Origin of the sequence: Paenibacillus sp. FSL H8-0317, from assembly GCF_045040685.1 — a bacterium.
In the GTDB taxonomy this organism is placed as follows: domain Bacteria; phylum Bacillota; class Bacilli; order Paenibacillales; family Paenibacillaceae; genus Paenibacillus.
This window is the reverse complement of the sequence record NZ_CP150294.1, coordinates 1,760,971-1,785,398: the sequence shown is the minus strand read 5'-3', so window position 1 is coordinate 1,785,398 and position 24,428 is coordinate 1,760,971. Positions and strand designations below refer to the sequence as shown.

Sequence of the window (24,428 nt, the reverse complement as noted above, 5' to 3'; positions counted from 1 at the left end):
ACACCCTCTGATATGAATAATAAAGATAACTTTAAATCAATTACAATAGTACCATTTTATTCAAATGAAGGTAATACACTATATACGTGCAACGTTCTTTTTCCATACACAAAAAAGAAGCCACCTCCCTGGCCTTCCCCAGTTCAGTGACTCCTTGATTCACAACCTATTAACCTCTACACGTAACTACTCCTTCACAGCCCCAACCACGATTCCGGTCACAAAAAAACGTTGCAGGAACGGATACACGAGCAGGATTGGCAGTGCACTGATGAAAATCTGTGACGCACGAATCGTGCGCTGAGACAGATTGGCGACAATTTCCGGGTCAACTCTCGACATATCGGCCTGCACAATAATCGTCTGCATGAATGTTGCTAGTGGCAATTTTTCTGCATCCCGAATATAGATGATCCCGTCAAAATACGCATTCCAATGCCCAACCATCATGAACAGGGATACTGTAGCAATGACAGGCACGGACACGGGCAGATAAATTTTGATAAACGTCTGAAGGTGTCCTGCTCCATCAATAAATGCGGCTTCTTCAAGATCTTTGGGCACGGTACGGAAGAAATTGAGCAACAGAATGATATTAAACACTGCAACCAATCCTGGCAGGATCAAGGCCAACAATGAGTTCATCAGGCCAAGCTTCAAGATCAGGATATACCCGGGAATAAGGCCGCCGCTGAATAACATCGTAATGACAAAATACCACAGATAGATGTTACGTGCACGGAACACCCGTGTCTCCTTGGAGAGGGCGTATGCTGCAATTGTGTTCACAATTAGCGCTAGCCCTGTACCAAGCACCGTCCGCTCAACGGACACCCACAAGGAGGAGAGAAAATTGGCGTTAACAAACGTCTTCGCATAGGCCTCCAGTGTAAAACCAATCGGCCAGAGCGTAACTAACCCCGCATTGGCAGGTGCAGATGCGCTAAGCGATACCATAAGTAAGTGATACAAAGGCAGCAAACAGAGCAGCGAAATGATGGTTAAGAACACATTGTTGAATATGCTAAATATGCGGTAAGGCATCGTTTTATGATACATTTGTTCGTCCTCCTCTCTAGAAAATTCGGTATCCGGCGAATCGGTAAGCCAGTCGGTACGAGATCACAATCAGGATCAGGCTGATGACCGATTTGAACAGATTCACAGCGGTAGCGAAACTGAACTGTCCACTAAGCAGACCTTCTCTATACACAAACGTATCGATAATATCTCCTTGTTGGTAAATCAACGGACTATATAAGTTAAAGATCTGGTCAAAGTTGGCGTTAAGCACATTCCCCAGTGCCAAGGTTGCGATTACGATCCCAATCGGAATAAGAGCCGGGATGGTAATATAGACCGTCTGTTTCCAGCGTCCCGCCCCATCTACTTCAGCCGCTTCATAAAGTGATGGATTAATGCCGGATAATGCCGCGAGGAAGATAATCGTGTTGAATCCAAACTCTTTCCAGACATCACTTGCAATGACCGTAAATCGGAACCAACTGCCATCCCCGAGGAAGAAGATTGGTTTGATGCCAAAGATCGAGACCAGAAACTGATTTAGAATACCCGTCTGTGCCAGAATGTCGATCAGAATACCAGACAGGGTGACCCAGGACAGAAAGTGAGGAAGATACACAAGCGTTTGAATCGTTCTTTTCAGTGCCATCTTCCGTACCTCGTTGAGCAATAAGGCAAAGACAAACGGAATAATCAGATTCATGACAATCTTAGAACAGGCAAAGAACAGCGTGTTCCACGTAATTTGCAGGAAATAATCATTTTCCCACATGTACCTGAAGTGTTTCAGTCCTACCCATTCGGAATTAAAAAATCCCAGTGCAGGTTTATAATCTTGAAATGCCATCAAAATCCCGGACATCGGAATGTATGAAAATATAAAGACCATAATGGCCGCCGGCAACACCATAAAGTGCAGAATCCATGGCTGTTTGTAGCGTTTTTTTCTCTTCTTATCCAGCTTGTTCCCAACGTTTGCCTGCGGGATCCGCTTACCCTCCAATTTAGCCTCCATAGCGCTTCTCCTGTTCCCAAAAAAAGTTTTTGTGTGTGATCGGGTTCTCTGATATAAATAGTATCAAGCCACTCTCGGGTCTGACTATATAACATTGTTAGGCTCCATAAGATTTTATTAGGAAGGTCAGCTGAAGAGGTTTGTTTGAACACGAATTTAAAGGAGACTTTTAATGCATACATGGAGGCGTTTTATCCCTTTTCAAAAAGGTCCTCGATCCCGCTTCAGTTTATTTACCAAAATCAACCTCTTAATTGTAATCCTGTTCATCCCCATCCTGATCATGTATACCTATTCCAACAACGTCACCTATGACGTGGTCAGCAGAGAACTGCAGATCTCCAACACGAAACAACTCACGTTTCTGTCCAGTCAGATCGACTCCCGCATCAATCAGATGATGGATTTCAGCCTCATTCTCTCCCGGGATCCGAATGTCAGAGCCTTCAACGGCCTGAACATGTGGGATGACCGGTATGACCAGATGCAGACCCGCTATGTGATCCAGGAGAAGATGACGCTGCAAACCGGCGATACCGACCTATGGCCCACTCGATATGCAGTGCATTCACAGCAGAATGAGGATGTGATCGCCAACTACAACCAAACGACAGGATATGATGAAGAGTATTTGAAAAAAAATATGAGCGGACAATGGACCTATGGAGACCAGGGTGCGGAATCAAAAGACAAGCTGCAATCCTTCTATTGGTTCTATACCGATTCATTGGCACAGCCGGGGATGCTCACGGGAAGTAATCTCGTGATTGAAGCCAGCTTCAGTTATGAGAACATTCAAAATATGCTGGATACGTATAAAGCAGGTGGACAAGGCGATCCTTTCTTGTATCACAAAGGAAATTCACCCATTCTCAATCGCAGCGCGGACAAGCAATTATCCGCAGAACTCATTCAGTATCTGGATACGCATTCCCCGGAAGACACCACACAAGATGTCGTGAAGCTGAACGGGAAAAAATATCTGGTTAGCTCCGTGAAGTCCACTTATCTGGATTGGCATCTGGTGGACGTGATCCCGCTGTATCAGATTTTGAAACCCATCTCGCTGAGTCAGAATCTGTTCTACAGCTGTATGATTTTACTGTTGGTGGTGGGCATCTCTGCTTCAATCCTACTGTACCGGAATGTTCAATATCCGATCAAAAAGCTGATCAAAGGCTTACGCCGTGTAGAACAAGGGGACTATTCTGTCCGACTGTACAGCAAAAATCAGAATGAGTTCTCATTCCTGTTCCGACGATTCAATGATATGTCCCATCAGATTCAAGATCTGATCGAGAATGTATTCCATGAGAAAATTAGAGCCAAGGAAGCTACGCTGAAGCAATTACAAGCGCAGATCAATCCTCATTTCCTATATAATTGTCTAGGTTATATCATCAACATGGCCCAGATGAAGGACGAGCAAGCCGTGGTCTCCATGGCGCATAACCTAAGTGCGTATTATCGCTACACCACCCGTATGGAACGGGAGACGTCGTCGCTACAAGAAGAGATCAAGCTGCTGATCAACTATCTGGATATCCAGAAACTGCGCAATGGTCGCATCGAGTATCACATCGATATCCCAGAGGATATGCTTGCCCAGTCTGTACCACGATTAATGCTTCAACCGATGGTCGAGAATTCCGTGATACACGGCGTGGCGAAGTCCTATTCATCCGGGGAAATCCGAATTACCGGGGAGCGCTTGAATGGTTTTGGCAGAATATACATCGACGACGATGGTCCTGGCTTAAGCCCGGAACAGTACGAAGCGCTGAACTTGAAGATGCAGGAACCTTTACAAGAAGAAATGGGCTGCGGCCTTTGGAATACGTACCAACGAATCACGCACCTGTTCGGTAGTCACTCCTACCTCCTATTCGGCCCATCCCCACTTGGCGGATTCCGAACCGAAATCATCTGGGAGATACCAAAAGAGGATACCGAGCAAGGAGATGTTTCTAAGAGTTAAAGTTAATACAAACAATAAATTGACGATTTAATTTTGAACAAGATCATGTACAGGATAACGCAGAGGACAGAAATAACCTGAAGAAACGGAGTGCTCGCCTTTATCACCAGATTTACACATTATTAAATTCATTCAATAAATCTGGGGATAACAGCGATCGGAAGGTTATTCTGTCATCGGAGTGGCAAGTGTACAGATGTCTGGGTTCAACCACCAAGGAGACAATACAAACATGCAAATGATGATCGTAGACGATGAAGCACATTGGGTCGATAACCTGTCCATGACCAAACCCTGGCACACGCTGGGCATCGAACATGTGCATAAAGCATACTCGGCACACGAAGCACTTCAAATGATCGACACCCACCCCATCGATATCGTGATTTCGGACATCCAGATGCCCGAAATCACAGGCATTGAACTGATCGAACGCATCCGCATCCGGGACAAAAAAATAAAATGTATTCTGTTATCCGGTTATTCCGAATTTGATTACGCCAAAAAAGCCATCCAGTTCGGAGCCGTGGACTATCTATTGAAGCCGCCAACAGACGATGAATTAATGGGTGCTGTTCAGAAAGCCATCGATCAATTGAACAACGAATGGGAAATTGTCAGTTCACTGACACGAACGCAGTTTACGTTGCGAGAGAATCTCCCCCATTTGCGGGGACGACTGCTCCTAGGAGCTTTACAGGGACAACGAATCGCCGCTGCGGAATGGGATCGGAAGCTCGCTAATTACGCTCTGCCTTTCCATACCGGGGATGCCGCATTAATGCTGGTACGGCTGGAAGAAGAATTCGGACACTATGACAGCAATGATCAGACCCTGATCGAATATGCGATCATCAATATGGCGGAAGAGATTATGGGTGAGTTTATGGAAGTGTGGGGCGTCAAGGAGGAGCACGGATATCTCGTGTTTTTACTTCAGTTGAAAGAACGGAAAGGCGATATTGGGAAAGAAACCATTCTGGAGAAGCTATCGATTCAGCTCCAATCCAAAGTAAAACAGTTTCTGAAAGGCTCCCTCTCCATCGTTATCACCGAGTGGTTCACCTTTCCGGATCAACTTTACGATCGCTTCCGCCAGGCTTCCGCCTATTTCCGGCAGATTGTTGGCGATGAACGCGAATTTGTCATGCGTGTCAGCGATGTCGAGACACCTGCGGCGCAAGGCCCCTTGGACGTGCTGTACACCCCACCCACCTTTATTAGTTTGCTAGAGAGCGGACAATGGGATGCTGCCGAAGAGAAAATACGCGCGGTCTGCGCGGAACTGGATGAGAAATGGTCGGAATCATGGGAGCATTGCATGGAGGCTGGTTTTCTCATTACGGCTTCATTCACCAATATTGCCCATCGGAACAAGCTGACTCTGACCACTTTAATGGGCAATGATGTCGAGGATTTGCAAAGTGGGGAAGTTTTCGCTACCATCAGCAAATTGCGGAAATGGTCGCTCAGTGTGCTGGGCAAACTCAAGGAAGGCACGTCCAACGAGATCAAGGACATCCGTTCCGAGTATGTGAAGAAGATTCAGGATTTTACAGATAAGAACCTGCATCTGGATGTGTCTTTACGTGTACTAGCCGACCATGTTAATCTGCACCCGACCCATTTGTCCAAGATCTATAAGATCGAAACGGGCGAAGGCATCAGTGATTATATCTCGCATCTGCGTATGGATCGGGCCTGCCACAAGCTGGTCACGACCACCAAAAAAGTGTACGAAATCAGCATAGAGATTGGTTATATGGACCCGGCTTATTTTATCAAAGTGTTCAAACGCCAGTTTGGCGTTACGCCGCAGGAATACAGAGACCAGCACAAATAACATCTTAGAGGTTGTTCAAAAAATCCGCTTTTGATTACGAAGGATGCCTCACGGCATCATCAGCATCGAATATGGAATTCAGCCGAAATGTCCGTTGCTCACGTAGTTTGCCTACGCTCCGCTACTCCATTTCTAGCTTTATCCCATCTTCTCGGTACTGAAAACCGAATTTTTTGAACTTCATTTGAACATTCATTTGAACATTCACTAATAGAGTCCTATGGAAACTAACAAACTCATATAGATGCACTCCCGCACAAATTGGTACAGTTACACTGTAAAGATCATACACCGTAGGGGGATTGAACAATGATCAAATTCAAAAAAACATGGTGGTCACTGCTCATGGTTATCGCGCTCATCACGATCACTGCGTGCGGCAGTGGCGAGACAGGCAGTAACAATGGTAATAATACGCCGGGAACTGTCGGCTCAGCTGAAGCAGAAGCTGCTTTTGCTAAAGGAAAATATGACCCTCCCATCGAGTTCAGTTCGGTATTGATGCCGAAGAAATACGTGCAAGGGGATACGAAAGAAAATAACGTACACGATCGCTGGATGCTGGAAACGCTGGGCATGAAGCATAAAGATACCTGGTATCCAGCCAGTGATGATCAGTACAGACAGAAGCTTCAACTTGCTGTCGCCTCTGGTGAGAAACTGCCTGATTTCGTAACGGTACCCACCAATGCGGTATTGACCAATCAATTGATCGACTCTGGTCAATTCATCGCCATTGATGAGTTGTTCGACAAGTATGCGAATAAAACGCTCAAGGACCATGCGGCAGCGCATCCCGAGCTCTGGTATCCGTTCACCAAGGATGGCAAGAAATACAATATGCCCATCATGGAGTACACGGATAACGACGATACCCTGCTGTGGCTTAGAGAAGACTGGATGGAGAAGCTGAATCTGGAGGCTCCTAAGACTATCGCAGATCTAGAGAACATCATGGATAAATTCAAAAATGAGAATCCGGATGGCCTATCTCCAAATGAAGTTTTCCCACTCGCAATCTCGCTGAAAAGTAATACGAATACCTGGATGGGCTCGCTCGACTGGTTATTCGGCGCATACGGAACAGTCCAAGAGCAATGGAACAAGGACGCGAACGGTAATCTGGAATACGGCTCTGTTAATCCCGGAGCAAAACAAGCACTTGCCAAGCTCAGTGAATGGATGGAAAAAGGATATATTCATGCCGACTCCGCCCTGTGGGACGAACGTAAAGCAGCCGAAAGCTGGACCAAAGGTGCCGCAGGTATTCTGCCTGGTGCCAACTGGGTTCCAGACTGGCCTGCTCCCGACCTCATCAAGAACTTACCTGACGCCAATTATAAAGCCTATCCCATTCCAGAAGGTCCAGATGGCAAAATCGGAACGAAGTGGCAGAACTCTGGCGTCAACGCGAGCATCATGATCAACAAGGATGCGAAACATCCCGAAGCGATCTTCCTGTACTACAACTATCTGCTCGATAACCTGGCGAACCCCGCTACGGGCAGTGAATATGAACACGGCTTCGCCAAAGGCTACGATTGGGACATCGTAGATGGACAGCCGACCAGTAACAGAGAGAAGATCAAAGACTTCTCCAACGAATTTCCGTTCCTGACTGGTCCGGCCCGTATCCCGGATCTGTATATGAAAACACTCGTGAAACTGGCTAACGGCGAGAAACCCGAAACACCTTACGAGAAACAAATGGCCGAGTTCCGTAAACCGGAAAACTGGGACGCTGCCAAAGTCGTCATGTCGCAAATCGACATTCGTAAACAAAACTACTTTACTGGCGCTGCAACACCAACCATGGTATCCAAATGGAATCTGCTCCGCCAATCCGAGATGGAAACCTTCAACAAAATCATCTACGGCAAACTGCCGGTTGATGCCTTTGACCAATTCGTCGCCAACTGGAAATCCAATGGCGGAGATCAGATCACGCAAGAAGTGAATGAATGGTTTAAATCGGTAAGTGCGAAGTAAGGATTGAAGAAGTAACAAGTGCCACAATAAAAGAATAAAAAAACAAGCCGAAGCGTGCAATGCCACCGCTTCGGCTTGTTTTCTATATCTAGTTAACCCGACACTTTAAAATACATGAACTTCAACAGAATCTGTACCCATAACTCTTTTTCCAGCTTTATCTTCTGACCCGACCTCAATACCAATTTTTAATGAATTAGAGGGGGACTCACCCTTTTTATCTGGACTTAATTCGATCACAATCGTTCCAGTACCTCCGCCATTTGCTATGTAATTTCGTTCTCTCCCAATTTCAATCATTGTGCGCCATGAAGAGTCATCAGAAGAATCCATCCAGGTGGATACAAACTCAGCAGGCTTCAACTTCGATTGATGTTCAGGATAACTGCTGGTGATGCTGGAGACACTCCATTGATCAGGGATATAGAATGCAACACCACCCCAGTCAGCGGGGTCAATCTCTACATGTGCTACTATTTTGATATGATGAATATGCTGCTTCTCACTCTCAACGAATATCGATCCTTGTGTCATTGTCTTTAAATTCGTTGATTTGGCATCCAGATCAAAGTTTTTGACGTGAATGATATTGCCATTAACCACTGGCTCATTGGCTTCATTTTTGTTGGTATTTAAAAAAAGAAAAATTAACACAATCGCAATAAACAAAAAAAGCACGATTAAGTATTTAGATCTTTTTTTCATAATAACCATACCTCGCTTCTACCCTTGTTTCTTTAAGCTTAACACATACTCAAAGCCCTCCTTTCCTTATCAGTTCCTCCCAAGCCTTCACAGAATTAAATTCATGGTGCACAGATGTATACATATATAACGTTACAATCTGGAAAAGTAGAGCATTAGAACCGGAGCCGAAGTGATAGATTCACGCTTCGGCTCCGGTTTTTAAGTTAAGATCAGGCAGCTTCCCCTGACTTATTGGTTCGCCTTAATGGATCAAACCTCTGTATCGTTCTCCTCTGGTGTCGACTGACCCAGCAAGGATACTGTGAGCTGAATGCCATCTCGTAGTCCCTGCATATACAACCGCTCATTTTCTATGCCTTTGCTGACAATATAACGATTCTCCCACTCGATATATTCAGGTGTCTGCTCGACATCCTTACCTGCAAACAAAACTTCAAGCGCTTCGTCTGTTCCCCCACGGACTCGACTCAGTTCAGGATCATGTTCGATCCGGGCAGTCACCTCATTCAGTCTTGCTTGAATCGCTCGTTGCATCCACCGTGGAAAATCCATAGCTTCTCCTCCCCTACGCATTATGTACCTCACATCATCGTACAACTCGGCTATATCTTGCCTTCATCTCACTAACTCGTGCCACCAGTTCATCCACCCTTCGGCTCTGTTCCTGAACCTCAGGGTTCTCCCACAACGGAATCGCTTGCTTCAAGGATGCCTCACCAAGCTGATTAAGCTTGCGCCGTTCCTCTTCCAATAAGTCAAGCAATCGGCTCATACATCCACCTCTCTGATGGGTCTAAACTGCTTCATGTCTTGTTAATGCTAGACGTGAGCAGTCAATTTTAATGCAATTATCTATACCCGATGTTGAATACTAATATCTTTATCTAATCCAAATTTTAAGATAAATCATGATTGCTTTAATGCGGCAATCGAATTAAAAATAAAAAAACACCGATATAAACTTCGGTGTCAATAATAAGACCAACTCTCAGCTTCCTATCTAACCTCACAGTCACAGCAAATTCACTGGTCTGTTAAAAAAATTCTCCCCCTCTAACCAAGGCTTTCAAAAAGCTACTACTCGATCCTCCATTAATCTCATCCTCAACTTCAAATGTGTTGTATCTTTTTGTTTTGTTTGGTTAGGGGGGGGTGTATAACGTTCCTGTATTCACGACCCAGCGTATGCTGGGTGTCCGGCATATGCCGGACCTAGGGCGTGTGCCCTCAGCGTGAATATATTGTTATCAGATGTCGATGACTTCTTGAACAACCCTAATCAGTTTTTTGGCTCATGTTTGCGTAAGGTAACAATTTGATTTTTAATAGAAAAAACCTCAATTTCAGTGCCATATTCATTTGTTACTGCTTCTCCATAACATATTATTAATGAATTTTCAATCGAACTGATTAATTCCTTATTTTTCTCTACATAATCCCATCTAATAAATAGTGAGAAGTCTTGAGTATTTTTATATTTATCGTTATTTCCTTTAGTAAGAGGGATTTTTATGTTGTTTTTAATTTTTTGCGCTCTCCTTGTATTTCCTTTCAAAATGCAGATAACTCTATCTTCATTAGAATTATTGATTCGTTGTATTACTTCATCTTGAGTTCCGAACAAATCTTTCAACCTTATTTTGTTACCATCTTCAATCAAGAGTTCTAAATTTTCATACTCAGCCTTTAATTCATAATAGTTTCTACTATCTAATAAATTGCTTAAATCGTAGATAAACTTTTTGCTTCTTTTCCCACCGTAAATTTTAGCTTTTTTAGATTTATTAACTTCAATATTAGTTTTATCATCTTTTAACCTTTGAGCCCTAGGTAATATAGTAGATACCAAAAGCTCTATCTCTCCTGTATTACCATAATTATTTTTTTGGCTTTCAACTTTAACAATCGGACAAGAGCGTTTATGCTCTTTTAAAGGCCAATTCTTAAAGTGAGGATCATTATGGTCTTTGCCTCTAGAAAATTGAACTTGTACATCACAAAATATACAAGTGAATTTGTCTCTTTTGTCTTCGTAGTTGTGATATTCGTTATCTATATCTAACGCACAAACGGAATTGCTTTTTTCTTTATTAAATATCGCATGACTCATCTTTGGCATCACTTCACCTCCGCTTTTTCATCGATTTCTGATAACGTTCCTGTATTCATGAACCCCAAAGGGGTTGTCTGCCGGAATTCCTCCTAGGAATTCATCTAGCAGACCAAGGCTCCGAAAGGAGCCGCTGCTTGAATATTATGTTATCTGATGTTCTAACACTTCTTTGCGATTCCTTCAAATTGTGATTTCTTACTATCGAATTTTTCCTTAATTCTATTTATAAACCTTGGTCTTAAAAAAGAAATTGCACCTAAATGTTCATATACCATATATGGAGTTTTACCTATTTCTTCGGTCTGATATCGAATAAAATGTTCATAAAATTCATTAATAAAAATTTCAACATCATCAGCATCAATCAATGCAAAATTATTATCTAGTAGCTCAATTATTTTCTTATTATTCTTCACAACTTGTTCAATGTATTGGTTTTTTAGCTCAATAACTGAATCAGTTTCTTCTCTCAACCTTTGTCTTGTAACAGGATCATCACTGTATTTCTGATCAATATACTCCACTTTATAAGCATCGCCTAACTTCTTCTCTATTTCAAATAATTTACTACTTTGCAAAGTTAAATAATATAGAGGACCATATAGCTTTTCTAATTGTTGTTCAATATACTTTGTAGATCTTTCTTTTGTTTCAGCTATGCTGGAGCGAATCCAATTAATAATTGCACTTACCGTTCCTCCGCCAACAAAGCTAACTATTAAACCTAGAATTGCAATTTGACTTTGACTCATTTAAGCACTTCCTTACTGTTAGAATTTCAGATAACGTTCCTGTATTCACGACCCAGCGAATGGTGGGTGTTCGGCGGATGCCGGACCAAGGACGAATGTCCGTAGCGTGAATATTATGTTATCTGCAGTTCATGAATTTCATTTGAAGTCTCGTTATTATTTTATTGGTAATATCCTATATAGAGAATCAATTTTGACTTCGACCTTATCTATTATCGGTCCATTAATTGGATGAACTGGGTTTTTAGATTTAGTGAGGTTTTTCTGAGATTTTGCCCTCTTATTATCAATCTTAAAAACAAAAATTTTCTTATTATAATTTTTAATTTCTTTTAATACATGACGGATTGTAATATGAAGTGCGACACCTACTGGATAAATAAAAAATGGCCCATGGCCGGATTCGTGTAGAATGAAGTCACCACAACACCATTCACACAAGGAGAATCCAACCATGAGCTACAGACATCTTAGCATAATCGAACGTAGCAAGCTAGAAGTCCTCCACAGACAAGGTAGAAGCTCAAGAGCCATTGCGAAAGAACTGGGTAGGCATCCATCGACGATTTGTCGTGAGTTAGATCGGGTGACTTCATCACATCCTTATCAGGCAGAACAAGCTCAGAATGCTTATGAGGAGCGTCGTAAGGCCTCAGTCTCTCCCGGGAATTGGTCCGATGCCTTGGCTGCTTCACTGGAGGAAAAATTGGAGGCAACGTGGTCTCCGGAACAAATCACCGAACGTTTCCGCATCGAAGGGCGGGATGCAGTCTCTTTCAAAACCATCTATCGCTGGATCTATGCAGGGCGCCTGGTTCGAGGCGTATTACAAGGTTCTTCGGCATAAGGGGAAGCGTCAGAAACCCACAGAAACGCGCGGTAAATTCGCTATTGGAAGGACTATTTCAGATCGCCCAAAAGAAGTCCGTTCCCGTGAAACATTTGGGCACTGGGAGCTGGATACCGTTGTATCGGGTCGTGGGAAAAGTAAAGGCTGTGTAGCGACGTTGATTGAACGCAAGACACGTTTATATACTGCTGTTCTCATGCCTGATCGCACCGCTTTGTCGATGGAGATTGCGCTCGGTGTAGCGATCTCACAGTATCCCACGGGAACCTTCCTCACAGCCACGGCTGACCGAGGCAAGGAGTTTGCATGCTATGCCCATCTGGAAACCACCCATAACCTACACGTTTATTTCGCTGATCCATATTCATCCTGGCAACGTGGTTCCAACGAGAATGCGAATGGATTGCTTCGAGAGTTTTTTCCTAAAGGTACCGATCTCGCGAGGGTTTATGATGATGATCTCGCCCATTCACTCGATCTAATAAATCACAGACCACGAAAATGCTTAGGTTGGAAGACCGCTCACGAATCTTTCGCAGAAGAACTGTCGCACTTGGTTTGACAATCCGTCACATATAAAACTTCACAATAAAAAGTTGTTCCATAAAATTCTTTCGGACTATCCCCCCATCCTAAAAAAATATAATCACTTTCTTTAATTGCTAGTCTAATTGCATCTCGATTGTCTTGCATTAAACGACTTTGTGTTTTCCTTGAAGACATTATATTCTCATGTAATGTAATAGATTTGGGATTATAGTAAGGAAATAAGTTTACGATTTTTATATTTCTTACCTTCAACTTTTGCTCATCATAAAAACAATCAATAACTCTATTGATTGTTTTGTCTGAGCGCTTTTGATTCGCTTTTGAAGGATTCATCATAATTACTGTTACAGTTTTACCAGTAGGATTTCTTTTCAAACTTAATTTTAATAAGACTCTATTTTCAAGATTTTGAGTTATAGGTTCAATCTCAATATTAGTTATGTCAACTTTATCTTCTCTATATTTCATTACATAACCATCCTTAAGTAAATTAAAAGTTTATGAATTACAGATAACGTTCCTGTATTCACGACTCGACGCATGTCGAGTGTCCGGCGAATGCCGGGCCAAGGACGAATGTCCGCAGCGTGAATATTATGTTATAGGATGTCAGAATTTGCTTTAGAACAACATTCAATATTTCCATTTTATTAAAATTGAGATCTCACTTCATTGCAGTACTCATAAAAATCTTCAACTTCAAATAATTCTGCCATGTTTTTAAATAAATTGGTCGACTCAAACTCTGTAATTTCCTTTTTTCTATTTAAAATAAAGTCAAGGTTTTAAAGGGAGAGTTTAAAAACACCTTCATTATGAAGAGTTTCCCAACAAAGAATTTATGCTCTTGCATGAGTCAACGTATAGAAAGTTTTACTTTGTTCCGACTCATCAATTTTAGTTAATTCTCTACTTATATAATCTATATCCAAATCGTAAACCTTATTGAGTGGTAGGTACTTTTCTTGATAATATTTTGCACGTACTTCAGATCGATTTTGATAAATGCCGCCGACTGCGCCTTCAAACGTACCAAAAGAGCGCTTTTCAAAAACATTACCGTACTTTTCTACAATTAAATTGTTATATGTGTAGTAAAGATCATACCAGTGCACTAATTCATGCAAAATTATAGACTCAATAATTTTAAACCTTCGTTCTAAATCATAAAAGTTTTTGAATTTATTGTAATTAATTATCACTACAGTAGTGTCTTTTATTTTATGTTCTTCTTTTTGAAAATAAGGGGGGGAATAATACTTCCATTCTCATTTAATATTTTTGAAGCTTTTAAATGAAAATGGTATTTACCAACATCATTTGAGTAATCATTTGAAAGTAAAATTAATACTTTGATTTCATCTGCTTCAATTTTCAATTGATCAGTAAAGTAATTTATTGAATTTGAAATGATATTTCTTACTTGAGATTCCATTAAAGAATCTGTTGCTTCTATATAAAGATTTTTGAATAAATTAATATTCAAGATAAGCACCTCATTTTTAATATTAAATTATTTTTGAAGTTTTTAAGTTTCTTGCTGATTACCTATAACGTTGTTGTATTCACGAAACCTCACTGGCTTAAGGGGCGTTAGCCCCAGGTCCGACGGACTTAGCCAGTGCAGGGTTGTCTGTTGAATCTGCTTCTTCGAAAATCCTCTGCAGACCAGGGGCCGCTAGGCCTGCCGCGTGAATACTGTGTAAGACAAAGTTGCTTCTTCTTTGCGATTACAGTCAAGATTATAAAAAGAAAGAAGCACATTATAGTAGTGCTTCTGTTTAATTTATTATATATTACCTTTTAATTTACTGATAATTTTATCCGCTTTGTACAAACCTTCTTTAATATTCAATTGAGAATTTCCTTCCATACTCGGATGAGCAATATTATTTCTCAAATTAAGCACATATCTAAAATCATCCTTATCAATATCATCAAGTACATTACTTGAAATTAATTCATTAATTAGTTTTGAAATAGGTATGTTGTTATTTTCCCCTACATTATTTTTTTCAATTAATTTATATGCGAGCATCTCAATTTCGGCCCATTTTCTAATAATTTCGTATTCAACAAAATATTGTTGCTTCATCCGATATTCCCGTTTATTGACTCGCAAATTATTTCTATAATATTCGTAAAGATATGTAACTAAGAATATAAGAACACCTGATGTTCCAACTAACATACTACCCATCTGTAAGGGCTCATTACTTATATCAATATTCAAGTAAAAGTACATGCAAACACCCAGGAAAGCATATACTAATCCTAATATTCTTAAAAGTTTAATCATTCTTTCTTTCTTATTGTTATTCCTACTTTGATACTGCTTTATCTTTTCGTCTACGATCACTATATCACGTGGTTGCAATTCCTCAAGATTCTTATACCCATTCTCCTCCAAGGCTCTAAGAATCAATATCTCCTTGTACTCTTCGGTTAGTTCATCAATAATTATTTTTGAACTAGCTGATAGTTCATCATATTTATTTGAAAGCATTATTCTTCTCTCCCTAAAAATAGATAAAATGTAGACAAAACTGCAATTGATGCAAGAATAAAAAAGAAAATCAATAAGGTAGAATTTTTTTGAAATTCTTCAAAGTCGAACATAATTCCGCTAAAGAAAAGAGAAAGCGCAGACACAAGTTGAGTAATCCTATATTTTTTTGATGCACTATTTTTTCTGAATATACTCTTCTGATATGTAACTGCTTCTTGTACAAGATGTCTAGTTATTTCTGGTCGACTATTACTATCATTTCTAATACTTACTTCAATTCTTCCAGCTTCTTTTAGTATTCCGTCCGAGAAATTAGTTACACTTTTTTTCAATTCCTCTTTTGCTTCATCTGTTAAAAATTCAAGCTTTTGATCTGGAATTTCTATCCTTAAAGGCATTATCTAACCTCTCTCTATTAATTTGCTCTCTATATGTTTAGTATTATATTCAAATACAAAAATAAGGTAAATAGAATCTTTAAAGCAATTTTGTCTAACGTTACTGTATTCATGAACCCCAAAGGGGTTGTCTGCTGAAATTCCTCTTCGAGACCCCTCCGCAGACCAAGGCTCCAACGGAGCCGCTGCTTGAATATTATGTTAGATGATGTTTATTGACTTCTCTGAGATACTTATTTTCATTTTCGTTGGCTCACTAAAAATTCAATCATTTTTGTGATTAAAGGAAGCCTTTCACTCGTTTCTCCCGTTTCTTCAATTAATTTAAATGATAACAAGATATTTTGAACTTCTAACAAACTATCGTGATAATCTTTAAGCTGACGGACAGTTCTATTGTACAAATAAAAGAATAGCCCTGATACTAGTTCTACTACAACACCAGAACAAGTTACCAGAAAAGAGATATTCTCATAATCTCGATTGATGTATTGAAAAACTAATCCAAGAATTATAAGTACAAAACCAGATGCTGAGGCTGTACAAGACAATATGAAACTTTTTTGTGTATGTTTCTTTACTAAAGAATAATATTCGCTTAGATTCTCTATATTGATGTTAACGAGACTATCAAAATAGGTAGGCTTATAATTAGGATTAGTCAATTGAAGTAGAAATTTTCTACGATACTCTAATATTTCAAGTTCGTCTTTATGTTTACTAGAATCTGTGCCCAGAGCTGCAATAAAAATAAGAATGCTAAGTACCCACAATATAACTTCAACTACAGTATTAAGATTAAATTGACCAAAATATTTTGCAACTATTGGAGCAACAAATGCAATTGACAACCCAAAATATATCTTCTTATCTTTTGTCGTCTTCTTTACTTGAGACTTAGCCTCGATAATCCCTTCTTCAATTCTATTTAGAAACTCTGTAATGTTCCCATTTTTTGAAGTTTCTTCTTCTACAGGATTTTCTACAACATCTTCTACAGGATCTTCTACAACATCTTCTTTAACTTCTCTTTCTTCCATAATTGCTGCTCCTCATTTCAATAATGTCATCTAACGTTCCTGTATTCATGAACCCCGAAGGGGTTGTCTGCTATAATTCCTCTCCGAAATCCTTCCCGTAGACCGAGGCTCCAATGGAGCCGCTGCTTGAATATTTTGTTATGTGAAGTTCCCTCTTCTCAAAAAGATATCCATTTATTCACAATCTATTTTCTAAGTCATTTATCGTATTTAACCATATCGGATATTCTTCTGATTCTTCCCATAGCTCTTTTAGTTCTGAATCTTTCTTAATTTTCTTAACTGCTCTTTTAGCTTTTGAAATGAGTTTTTTCCCTTTACCTTTATGTGTATCAATCCAGTCATGTAGATCTTCAGTATTACTTTGATTATTCAATATGTCTTTTCCAGGTCTACCTTGTAATGCTGCAAGGATCTCAATTGCGCCTAGAGCATTTGAAGCTAAATCTGACTCAATATATTCTTCTTCTAATACTTCTTCAATCGTCTCTTCAATTAATTCGATGTCATCAGAATCAAGTAAATCTGCTTTCCAATCTAATACATCATCGTTCTCAAAGATTCCAGTTCCTCATGCTCCCATCAATTAACCTCCAAAATGTGTCATTATGTTTTAAAGCCCTTAGGGATTTTCACATAACGTTGTTGTATTCACGACCCGACGTATGTCGGGTGTTCGGCGAATGCCGGGCCAAGGACGTATGCCCGTAGCGTGAATATTATGTTAACTGAAGGTTCATTCTTTATTGAATTATTCACTTATTTTGTTCCACAATCTTGCACTTATATGCGTCCTTAAATAATCGAGTAAATGGTTATCTATAGTATTAACTATTTCTTGAAAATCCTCTACATACTCATCAAGAGCCTCTACAGAAAGATACCTTTCTCCGCTCATTCTAACAGTATGAGCAATGTGCCCCCGAAATTTAACAAATTCATCAATCGACTTTCGGTCTTCTGAAGATAAACAATCTAACAATGCTTCGTATCCTATTAAATTCTTACTAAGCTCTTTAATATTATAAACTTTAGGAGTATTAAATCCTGAAATATTGGGTTCAACAATCTCATCAAGATATAACGTCTTCCAACCTCCGTCTGCTAATTTTAATACTTTATTATCTTCCTTGTGATTCTTTACATAACTAGCTATAGTCTTTTTCACTTCCCTAGGCAACTCATCTATTGTATTCAGCGTTGCGAAATGAGTAGCCGTCTCTCTTACTATATCTTCTACATAGGTTTCCCAAGCACCACATAGTAGCAAAATTCCACTTCGAGATAAATGATCTAACCCTACTCTTCCACGCTTATTAAAGATCGTTCTTAATGATTTATAATCTCTTGAAATTTTTTTTACATCGATAGTTCTTCTTTTGTAATCACGGTATGAGTATGATGGCATAAAAACACTCCTTTTTTTGAACTTTCAGATAAAGTTCCTGTATTCATGAACCCCAACGGGGTTGTCTGCTGAAAAGCCTCTTCGAAATCCACGTCGCAGACCAAGGCTCCGAAGGGCCGCTGCTTGAATATTATCTTAGGCGATGCCAGCCTAAATTTCCCCTCACAATTAATTCCTTGTCCATGTTGCCCGGGTATATCCAATTCTCATACCCACTCTTTCCATATTCCGATGGCTTTGCGAGCCAAATGAGCACTGACTCACAACGAGATTACAATTGTTGTAGATATCATGAATTCGTCTAAGTAATAAATTTGTTTGAAATCCTTTATTTCGATATTCAGGTAGTGTTGTCGCAAATGTTAATGAAGCAACATTGTTCTCTATATACATTACAGCTACTGCAACTGGATAGCCCTGATCCAACCCCAAATAATAGTGCCATCCAGGACGGGAAAACAGTACTCGGTTATTTGCAGCTACGTGTTCTTTCCCATCAAGAGATAATCCTGTACCTAAACAATGAATTTCTGCATATGTATTGAACTCATCTTCGAGTAGTTCACGAATTTCCAATTTATGATGATCAAACGAATTTAGATTTCCAGGTACACAAAAAAGCGTTGTATGAAATCCTGATTGATAAAAGCCTATATTATGGAGTTTTTTCATAACTTCTTGATTTATATTACCCGGGATGACTTGAATCTCAAAATTCCTTTCCCGCTCATTATAAAAGTCTAAGATATCTTCAATGACATCTTCAGAAATCCTTCCCTTTACATTATTAAAAAGACCCCATGGCATGGTTTTACTATAAAACGCCGTGCTCTCCCCGAATCGTTTTATTTCAATTCCCTCAGGGTTTCCTTCTCGTTCTCTGATTGCAGTCATTCGATCAACCATATAATTAATTTCAGATTTTTCTAAAATATCCGCTAGTTCCAAATTCAATATCATTCAATTTATCCCCTTCCTTTATCCGCATACAATTATACAATTACTCCTGGGCGGTTTCGCCTAACGTTCCTGTATTCACGACCCGACGCATGTCGGGTGCCTGGCGAATGCCAGGCCAAGGACGAATGTCCACAGCGTGAATATACTGTTATAGGATGTTAGCCTCTTCCTTGAATTTTCTATTAAGTTACTTAAATCTTACTTAGGTATTACTTTTCCATCTTCATCAAACATCCACTTTTCTATTTCTTCTTCAAATATTAAATATTTGCTATCATTTTCTAAGACTTTGAAGAGCAGAGAAGCTACCTTACCACCATCATCAATAATAGACTGGGTTTCATTAGAATAGGAATCAAATTCATAGTGAAATCCTTTAACAGCTACGAAATGTCCCAAAATCTTAACATGTTTTTTAGATTCAAATTCGTGTTTTCCCTTGGTTATCTGATTTGGTACTTTTGGTGCTGCATTCAAAATTGGTTTTAAAGCATCTTGATAATTAGAAATCACGTTAAAATTCTCATCGTACAAGAATTCGTTTAGAGTGCTTGCTGACGTTCTATCTCCCCAGTTTTCTTCTAGTAATTTATATACTCTTTCTCTTTCTTCTTCACTGGATGCAATCCAAGTAATTGCAGGAGTATTCATCATTATCACTTCCATGTTTAAGACAATAGTTCTAATTAATCCATCCCAGTCTGAATCCTCTGCTTCACGCAAAATCGCTAATTTAATCCCTTCATCTTTTGCTAAGTTAATGGCTCCTTTTGTATATCCTACAGTGGTTACAACAAACGCTTCATCCGGTTTGATCTGTGCAATAGCTCCAAAAAAGTCTCTTATGATTCCAATGCCTATAACTTTGTTATATTCCTTACACTCTATTAAAACTCTTTTTGAAATTCCGCTTTTCTCGATTGTAACATCGATTTGATGTTGCGCTGTCTTGCCATCTCCTCTTAATCTGAGATCATGAATTACGGAATCACTTTCATCAATAACTTTATACACGACTGCTGCTAATCTTTCATATTTGCTGCCATTTTTTAATTTTTCGTTTGCAATTAAATTATTATATATTTGTTCCAGGTTGGACATTAAAATCCTCACTCCTTATTTTAATTCATTGGGTTTAGGCTAATTTCCTATAACGTTCCTGTATTCACGACCCGACGTATGTCGGGTGTCCGGCATATGCCGGGCCAAGGACGGATGTCCGAAGCGTGAATATATTGTTATCGGATGCCGGACACTTCAGTGGATAACATGCACACTAATTATCCCGCATAGTGTCCTCCCGATTCAATATACTTTTGTTCCTTTATGTAGCTCCTATAAATTTTTGAAACTACTCTAAGTGCAAGACCAGAATTTGACCATTCCCCATTACAAGGAGTAATTAAGATTGCTTTAATTTTTGCTCGATTCTCATCTTCTGTTAAAGAGTTACTTGTTTCACTTAAATCTATTTCTATTTCCCCTTCGAAATTATTGAAGTTCAAGCCATAGTTATAAGTCGCTTTGCCATCTATGATTTTTTGTAATTTGAAACTTACAGCTACACCCATAATGTAATTTCACTCTTTTCATTTTCTATAGTCTCTTTGTCCGATTTCCGATAACACCTAATCTATGTACTTCGTAAATACCACACTTCCTGCCTGATATCTGAACTACGTATATGATAACCTATACGGTGATTTTTGCGAAGAAAAATTTGGTGAAAAAGGGAGAATTATAGGGATGCTCAATCCCCGTATCCATATGATCCGATTGGCTTTGAATACGATGAATATTTTTCATACTAACATGCGTATAGCGCTGGGTTTGTTCGTGCACACGTATAACCGAGTAGCACCTGGATGTACCGTAGATCTTTCCCGTTTTCCAGCAAATGAGTGGCGAAGGAGTGTCTCAGCGCATGAATACTCACCTTTTTTGCAATCCCTGCACGCTGTCTAGCTTCTTCGAAAACCTGCTGCAACGATTCTTTGATCGATTGGTTTTTTACTTACTAGCATTTCATTGAATTAATTTACTTACAGATAACGGAAAATGCTGATAGAATATACACGGATGATAAAATTGTTTTCACACAGTGATATTGTTAGTAGTACACACTTAAGGATGGGGTATATTTGAATAACAAGAAGTTAATATTTAGCATCTTTACACTTAGTATTCTAATCATATTGGGTTTTCTCAGGTGGGATAATCTTGAATCCAGCGCAGACTTTCATTATAAGTATGATCGATGGGCAGGTCAGAAATGGGTAGAGTTCTATCCGCCGCTAGCTGCTTCTTCCAACAGCATGGAGTTTCCACTTATATATATGACGGATTGTCAAACCAAGTGCGACAGTTCTTCTGCGAAAGATTCGTGAGCGGTCTTCCAACCTAAGCATTTTCGTGGTCTGTGATTTATTAGATCGAGTGAATGGGCGAGATCATCATCATAAACCCTCGCGAGATCGGTACCTTTAGGAAAAAACTCTCGAAGCAATCCATTCGCATTCTCGTTGGAACCACGTTGCCAGGATGAATATGGATCAGCGAAATAAACGTGTAGGTTATGGGTGGTTTCCAGATGGGCATAGCATGCAAACTCCTTGCCTCGGTCAGCCGTGGCTGTGAGGAAGGTTCCCGTGGGATACTGTGAGATCGCTACACCGAGCGCAATCTCCATCGACAAAGCGGTGCGATCAGGCATGAGAACAGCAGTATATAAACGTGTCTTGCGTTCAATCAACGTCGCTACACAGCCTTTACTTTTCCCACGACCCGATACAACGGTATCCAGCTCCCAGTGCCCAAATGTTTCACGGGAACGGACTTCTTTTGGGCGATCTGAAATAGTCCTTCCAATAGCGAATTTACCGCGCGTTTCTGTGGGTTTCTGACGCTTCCCCTTATGCCGAAGAACCTGTAATACGCCTCGAACCAGGCGCCCTGCATAGATCCAGCGATAGATGGTTTTGAAAGAGACTGCATCCCGCCCTTCGATGCGGAAACGTTCGGTGATTTGTTCCGGAGACCACGTTGCCTCCAATTTTTCCTCCAGTGAAGCAGCCAAGGCATCGGACCAATTCCCGGGAGAGACTGAGGCCTTACGACGCTCCTCATAAGCATTCTGAGCTTGTTCTGCCTGATAAGGATGTGATGAAGTCACCCGATCTAACTCACGACAAATCGTCGATGGATGCCTACCCAGTTCTTTCGCAATGGCTCTTGAGCTTCTACCTTGTCTGTGGAGGACTTCTAGCTTGCTACGTTCGATTATGCTAAGATGTCTGTAGCTCATGGTTGGATTCTCCTTGTGTGAATGGTGTTGTGGTGACTTCATTCTACACGAATCCGGCCATGGGCCATTTTTTATTTATCCAGTAGGTGTCGCACTTCATATTACAATCCGTCATATAGATGAAATCCATCCGAATGATATAAATAAATATTTAGGAAAACAAGCTCTCTCTGGAGAGTTAGTGAACAAGTGGATTGAACGTACAAAGTTAACAGATGGATATATAGGTCTATTATTATTGAATATTCTAGTGGTCATTTACAGTTTCTTCAAAAGCCAAAGAGAATATAAACACAAAGACAGCGGTCCCCGATGAGGAACTGCTGTCTTTCACTCCAATACATCTTCATGAGTGCCCTTCTAAAAGTACAAATCCCATCCTACAATAAAAGCAGCAAATAGGAAAGCCGACACTCCAGTCATGATATATACAACCTTTCGCTTTTTGCTGTAACTTATCTTCCACAGTTTGTAGATTAGCAAGACAAGATATGCTAAAGCTAGAATCACATAAATCAGGTTAAAGATGAGATGAATTCGTAATGAAGAATAAGAGGCGTTTAAACTCAATGCTCGCATGGCTAGTACTGTAGTATTCAGTAGGAATGCCAGACCTGCAATATTAATGGCAACATGATATTTATCAAACCCTGTCCCGGGTCTTTCCCATTTTTTTAATCTGTAAAAACATAATCGGATAAAATAGCCAATCACAGCTCTCAAATTGAATACGATGGCTATTGCAAGAGCTATTAAAGAGGCAATGATCCAGATCATCGTTGAGCTTGATACACGTACATAATCATTGTAAGTAAAGGAGACCTTCTCAACGACACCATCTTTCTCAACAACATTGGTGAAGTTACTAAGATCAAATGTGGAATACTTTTTCAGCAAGAGAATCGAATAGAGCTTCGTAAATCCAGAACCGGAACGTCGTGTAGTGAGATAATATCCATCATTTCCAGAGGTTACAGAGCTAGAGCTGTAATTATCCCCAAACAATTTCTGGACAAGACCGAAACAATATACCTCTTCTTCGAACTGGTTGGTCATCACCACTAACCCAAAATTAGATTTAGGATCAAAGATCAATTTATTCGAAAACCCCAATGTATTCCCACCGTGTTCCAGTGCAGGTGTCCAGTACTCTACCTCAATGAATCCATGTGCGATTCGAGGGATAGAAGTTCCATCATAATACAGACTGGTTGACAGCATTTCGTTTAAGGTTTCTTTGTTCTTGAATAATAAATTACCACGATTGATTGGCATCAGGGCTGCTAGGAATTTTGCTGCATCTTCTGCGGTGCCCATGGCACCTCCTGCAGGATATATGTTCATGTATACTTTGGTTTTGGGGATGAGTTCGGCATTAGCAGTATAGCCTTGAATCTGATCCCTTCTCAGCACGAGGTCTGGACGATCTTGATGTGACGGATGAATCGTAGTTTCTTTCATATCCAGTGGTTTAAATATATGTTCATTCACGTATTCGTAAAAAGGTTGTCCGCTCTGCACTTCTACGATGTAGGCAGCCATAGCAACACCATAGTTTGAATAAGCAAATACACTCCTCGGTTCATAGATCTGTCTTGGTTCAAATTTTTGCAATGTTTCTCCCAGATCCATAACTTGCTTCTCGGATAGATACCATAACTCAAGCATCCTATCCTCCCAACCCGCTTGATGATTCATAAGATCTAATAGCGTAATGGGGGCATCATACTCCAGCTTCTTTAGAAACCCTTTCGGTAGATATTCCTGAATATTAGTATGTAGATCAAGCTTTCCCTGCTCGACAAGCTGCATTACACTCGTCCAGACCAACAGTTTAGTGACGGAACCCCATTCAAAAACAGTAGAGCTGTCCGCCTTTCTCTGTTGCTCAATATCTGCATAGCCATAGGCCTTACTATAAATCGTTTCCCCGTTCTTGATAGCCACAATTGAAACGGCAGCGGTGTTTTTCTCATGCGTAGCCACATA

24 protein-coding genes and 1 pseudogene are annotated in these 24,428 nt (G+C 40.1%); 4 read left to right on the top strand and 21 right to left on the bottom strand.

The genetic code is table 11. The features are described from left to right. Window positions 1–186: 186 nt before the first annotated feature. Window positions 187–1,059 (bottom strand): carbohydrate ABC transporter permease, encoded by an 873-nt coding sequence (locus MHB43_RS08120; protein ID WP_405131684.1) that lies wholly within the window; start codon window positions 1,057–1,059, stop codon window positions 187–189. A gap of 16 nt (window positions 1,060–1,075) precedes the next feature. Then, window positions 1,076–2,038, bottom strand: a complete 963-nt coding sequence (locus MHB43_RS08115; protein WP_405131683.1) for an ABC transporter permease — start codon at window positions 2,036–2,038, stop codon at window positions 1,076–1,078. A gap of 172 nt (window positions 2,039–2,210) precedes the next feature. Between MHB43_RS08115 and MHB43_RS08110 the strand changes: the two genes are divergently transcribed. The 3 genes from MHB43_RS08110 to MHB43_RS08100 all read left to right on the top strand — a co-directional run bounded on the left by MHB43_RS08110 (window position 2,211) and on the right by MHB43_RS08100 (window position 7,848). After that, complete coding sequence (locus MHB43_RS08110; RefSeq protein ID WP_405131682.1) at window positions 2,211–4,016, top strand: sensor histidine kinase; 1,806 nt, start codon at window positions 2,211–2,213, stop codon at window positions 4,014–4,016. Between the two features lie 232 nt (window positions 4,017–4,248). Next, complete coding sequence (locus MHB43_RS08105; protein WP_405131681.1) at window positions 4,249–5,859, top strand: response regulator; 1,611 nt, start codon at window positions 4,249–4,251, stop codon at window positions 5,857–5,859. 309 nt (window positions 5,860–6,168) lie between these two features. After that, window positions 6,169–7,848: an ABC transporter substrate-binding protein gene (locus tag MHB43_RS08100; RefSeq protein ID WP_282318903.1), complete on the top strand. Its 1,680-nt coding sequence runs from the start codon at window positions 6,169–6,171 to the stop codon at window positions 7,846–7,848. 105 nt (window positions 7,849–7,953) lie between these two features. Here MHB43_RS08100 and MHB43_RS08095 read toward each other — a convergent pair whose 3' ends face one another. The 5 genes from MHB43_RS08095 to MHB43_RS08075 form a co-directional block, all read right to left on the bottom strand. Then, window positions 7,954–8,553 (bottom strand): hypothetical protein, encoded by a 600-nt coding sequence (locus MHB43_RS08095; protein ID WP_405131680.1) that lies wholly within the window; start codon window positions 8,551–8,553, stop codon window positions 7,954–7,956. A 252-nt stretch (window positions 8,554–8,805) separates the two neighbouring features. Continuing rightward, complete coding sequence (locus MHB43_RS08090) at window positions 8,806–9,108, bottom strand: hypothetical protein (RefSeq protein ID WP_405131679.1); 303 nt, start codon at window positions 9,106–9,108, stop codon at window positions 8,806–8,808. 34 nt (window positions 9,109–9,142) lie between these two features. Further along, window positions 9,143–9,328 carry an aspartyl-phosphate phosphatase Spo0E family protein gene (locus MHB43_RS08085; protein WP_405131678.1) on the bottom strand — a complete coding sequence of 62 codons (186 nt, stop codon included), beginning with the start codon at window positions 9,326–9,328 and terminating at the stop codon, window positions 9,143–9,145. A gap of 507 nt (window positions 9,329–9,835) precedes the next feature. Next, on the bottom strand, window positions 9,836–10,675 hold the full coding sequence (locus MHB43_RS08080; protein WP_405131677.1) for a hypothetical protein: 840 nt from the start codon (window positions 10,673–10,675) through the stop codon (window positions 9,836–9,838). Window positions 10,676–10,827: 152 nt separating this feature from the next. Next, window positions 10,828–11,421, bottom strand: coding sequence for a hypothetical protein (locus tag MHB43_RS08075; RefSeq protein WP_405131676.1), 594 nt, complete (start codon window positions 11,419–11,421; stop codon window positions 10,828–10,830). A 454-nt stretch (window positions 11,422–11,875) separates the two neighbouring features. Between MHB43_RS08075 and MHB43_RS08070 the strand changes: the two are divergent. After that, a pseudogene (locus MHB43_RS08070) lies at window positions 11,876–12,833 on the top strand (IS30 family transposase). Here the strand turns inward: MHB43_RS08070 and MHB43_RS08065 are convergent. The 14 genes from MHB43_RS08065 to MHB43_RS08000 form a co-directional block, all read right to left on the bottom strand. Further along, on the bottom strand, window positions 12,794–13,288 hold the full coding sequence (locus MHB43_RS08065; RefSeq protein WP_405131675.1) for a DUF1643 domain-containing protein: 495 nt from the start codon (window positions 13,286–13,288) through the stop codon (window positions 12,794–12,796). The pseudogene MHB43_RS08070 and the gene MHB43_RS08065 overlap by 40 nt on opposite strands. A gap of 371 nt (window positions 13,289–13,659) precedes the next feature. Beyond that, the gene (locus MHB43_RS08060) at window positions 13,660–13,947 is read right to left on the bottom strand and encodes a hypothetical protein (RefSeq protein ID WP_405131674.1); all 288 of its coding nucleotides are present in this window, start codon (window positions 13,945–13,947) and stop codon (window positions 13,660–13,662) included. 89 nt (window positions 13,948–14,036) lie between these two features. Beyond that, window positions 14,037–14,306: a hypothetical protein gene (locus MHB43_RS08055; RefSeq protein ID WP_405131673.1), complete on the bottom strand. Its 270-nt coding sequence runs from the start codon at window positions 14,304–14,306 to the stop codon at window positions 14,037–14,039. Between the two features lie 303 nt (window positions 14,307–14,609). After that, window positions 14,610–15,326, bottom strand: coding sequence for a hypothetical protein (locus MHB43_RS08050; protein ID WP_405131672.1), 717 nt, complete (start codon window positions 15,324–15,326; stop codon window positions 14,610–14,612). Continuing rightward, window positions 15,326–15,727: a hypothetical protein gene (locus tag MHB43_RS08045; protein ID WP_405131671.1), complete on the bottom strand. Its 402-nt coding sequence runs from the start codon at window positions 15,725–15,727 to the stop codon at window positions 15,326–15,328. The genes MHB43_RS08050 and MHB43_RS08045 overlap by 1 nt, the downstream gene beginning before the upstream one ends. A gap of 239 nt (window positions 15,728–15,966) precedes the next feature. Beyond that, window positions 15,967–16,767, bottom strand: coding sequence for a TRADD-N-associated membrane domain-containing protein (locus MHB43_RS08040; protein ID WP_339183147.1), 801 nt, complete (start codon window positions 16,765–16,767; stop codon window positions 15,967–15,969). 178 nt (window positions 16,768–16,945) lie between these two features. Continuing rightward, entirely contained in the window at window positions 16,946–17,329 is a 384-nt protein-coding gene (locus MHB43_RS08035) for a DUF4259 domain-containing protein (RefSeq protein ID WP_339185367.1), read from the bottom strand. A 189-nt stretch (window positions 17,330–17,518) separates the two neighbouring features. After that, window positions 17,519–18,175 (bottom strand): HEPN domain-containing protein, encoded by a 657-nt coding sequence (locus MHB43_RS08030; RefSeq protein ID WP_339183145.1) that lies wholly within the window; start codon window positions 18,173–18,175, stop codon window positions 17,519–17,521. A 168-nt stretch (window positions 18,176–18,343) separates the two neighbouring features. After that, window positions 18,344–19,135, bottom strand: a complete 792-nt coding sequence (locus MHB43_RS08025; protein ID WP_339183143.1) for a GNAT family N-acetyltransferase — start codon at window positions 19,133–19,135, stop codon at window positions 18,344–18,346. Window positions 19,136–19,333: 198 nt separating this feature from the next. Continuing rightward, window positions 19,334–20,236, bottom strand: coding sequence for a restriction endonuclease (locus MHB43_RS08020; protein WP_405131670.1), 903 nt, complete (start codon window positions 20,234–20,236; stop codon window positions 19,334–19,336). 179 nt (window positions 20,237–20,415) lie between these two features. Further along, window positions 20,416–20,706: a hypothetical protein gene (locus tag MHB43_RS08015; RefSeq protein WP_339183140.1), complete on the bottom strand. Its 291-nt coding sequence runs from the start codon at window positions 20,704–20,706 to the stop codon at window positions 20,416–20,418. A gap of 236 nt (window positions 20,707–20,942) precedes the next feature. Beyond that, entirely contained in the window at window positions 20,943–21,122 is a 180-nt protein-coding gene (locus MHB43_RS08010; protein ID WP_339183138.1) for a tyrosine-type recombinase/integrase, read from the bottom strand. A 360-nt stretch (window positions 21,123–21,482) separates the two neighbouring features. Beyond that, window positions 21,483–22,439, bottom strand: a complete 957-nt coding sequence (locus tag MHB43_RS08005) for an IS30 family transposase (RefSeq protein ID WP_339183136.1) — start codon at window positions 22,437–22,439, stop codon at window positions 21,483–21,485. A gap of 360 nt (window positions 22,440–22,799) precedes the next feature. After that, window positions 22,800–24,425, bottom strand: coding sequence for a serine hydrolase domain-containing protein (locus MHB43_RS08000; protein ID WP_339183134.1), 1,626 nt, complete (start codon window positions 24,423–24,425; stop codon window positions 22,800–22,802). Between the last annotated feature and the right edge of the window lie 3 nt (window positions 24,426–24,428).

Coding starts and splice junctions, on each gene's coding strand:
- MHB43_RS08025 (WP_339183143.1), bottom strand. CDS start 19,135: ATGATATTGAATTTGGAACTAGCGGATATTTTAGAAAAATCTGAAATT.
- MHB43_RS08005 (WP_339183136.1), bottom strand. CDS start 22,439: ATGAGCTACAGACATCTTAGCATAATCGAACGTAGCAAGCTAGAAGTC.
- MHB43_RS08105 (WP_405131681.1), top strand. CDS start 4,249: ATGCAAATGATGATCGTAGACGATGAAGCACATTGGGTCGATAACCTG.
- MHB43_RS08020 (WP_405131670.1), bottom strand. CDS start 20,236: ATGTCCAACCTGGAACAAATATATAATAATTTAATTGCAAACGAAAAA.
- MHB43_RS08065 (WP_405131675.1), bottom strand. CDS start 13,288: ATGAAATATAGAGAAGATAAAGTTGACATAACTAATATTGAGATTGAA.
- MHB43_RS08015 (WP_339183140.1), bottom strand. CDS start 20,706: ATGGGTGTAGCTGTAAGTTTCAAATTACAAAAAATCATAGATGGCAAA.
- MHB43_RS08040 (WP_339183147.1), bottom strand. CDS start 16,767: ATGGAAGAAAGAGAAGTTAAAGAAGATGTTGTAGAAGATCCTGTAGAA.
- MHB43_RS08090 (WP_405131679.1), bottom strand. CDS start 9,108: ATGGATTTTCCACGGTGGATGCAACGAGCGATTCAAGCAAGACTGAAT.
- MHB43_RS08080 (WP_405131677.1), bottom strand. CDS start 10,675: ATGCCAAAGATGAGTCATGCGATATTTAATAAAGAAAAAAGCAATTCC.
- MHB43_RS08115 (WP_405131683.1), bottom strand. CDS start 2,038: ATGGAGGCTAAATTGGAGGGTAAGCGGATCCCGCAGGCAAACGTTGGG.
- MHB43_RS08030 (WP_339183145.1), bottom strand. CDS start 18,175: ATGCCATCATACTCATACCGTGATTACAAAAGAAGAACTATCGATGTA.
- MHB43_RS08045 (WP_405131671.1), bottom strand. CDS start 15,727: ATGCCTTTAAGGATAGAAATTCCAGATCAAAAGCTTGAATTTTTAACA.
- MHB43_RS08050 (WP_405131672.1), bottom strand. CDS start 15,326: ATGCTTTCAAATAAATATGATGAACTATCAGCTAGTTCAAAAATAATT.
- MHB43_RS08100 (WP_282318903.1), top strand. CDS start 6,169: ATGATCAAATTCAAAAAAACATGGTGGTCACTGCTCATGGTTATCGCG.
- MHB43_RS08095 (WP_405131680.1), bottom strand. CDS start 8,553: ATGAAAAAAAGATCTAAATACTTAATCGTGCTTTTTTTGTTTATTGCG.
- MHB43_RS08075 (WP_405131676.1), bottom strand. CDS start 11,421: ATGAGTCAAAGTCAAATTGCAATTCTAGGTTTAATAGTTAGCTTTGTT.
- MHB43_RS08120 (WP_405131684.1), bottom strand. CDS start 1,059: ATGTATCATAAAACGATGCCTTACCGCATATTTAGCATATTCAACAAT.
- MHB43_RS08085 (WP_405131678.1), bottom strand. CDS start 9,328: ATGAGCCGATTGCTTGACTTATTGGAAGAGGAACGGCGCAAGCTTAAT.
- MHB43_RS08110 (WP_405131682.1), top strand. CDS start 2,211: ATGCATACATGGAGGCGTTTTATCCCTTTTCAAAAAGGTCCTCGATCC.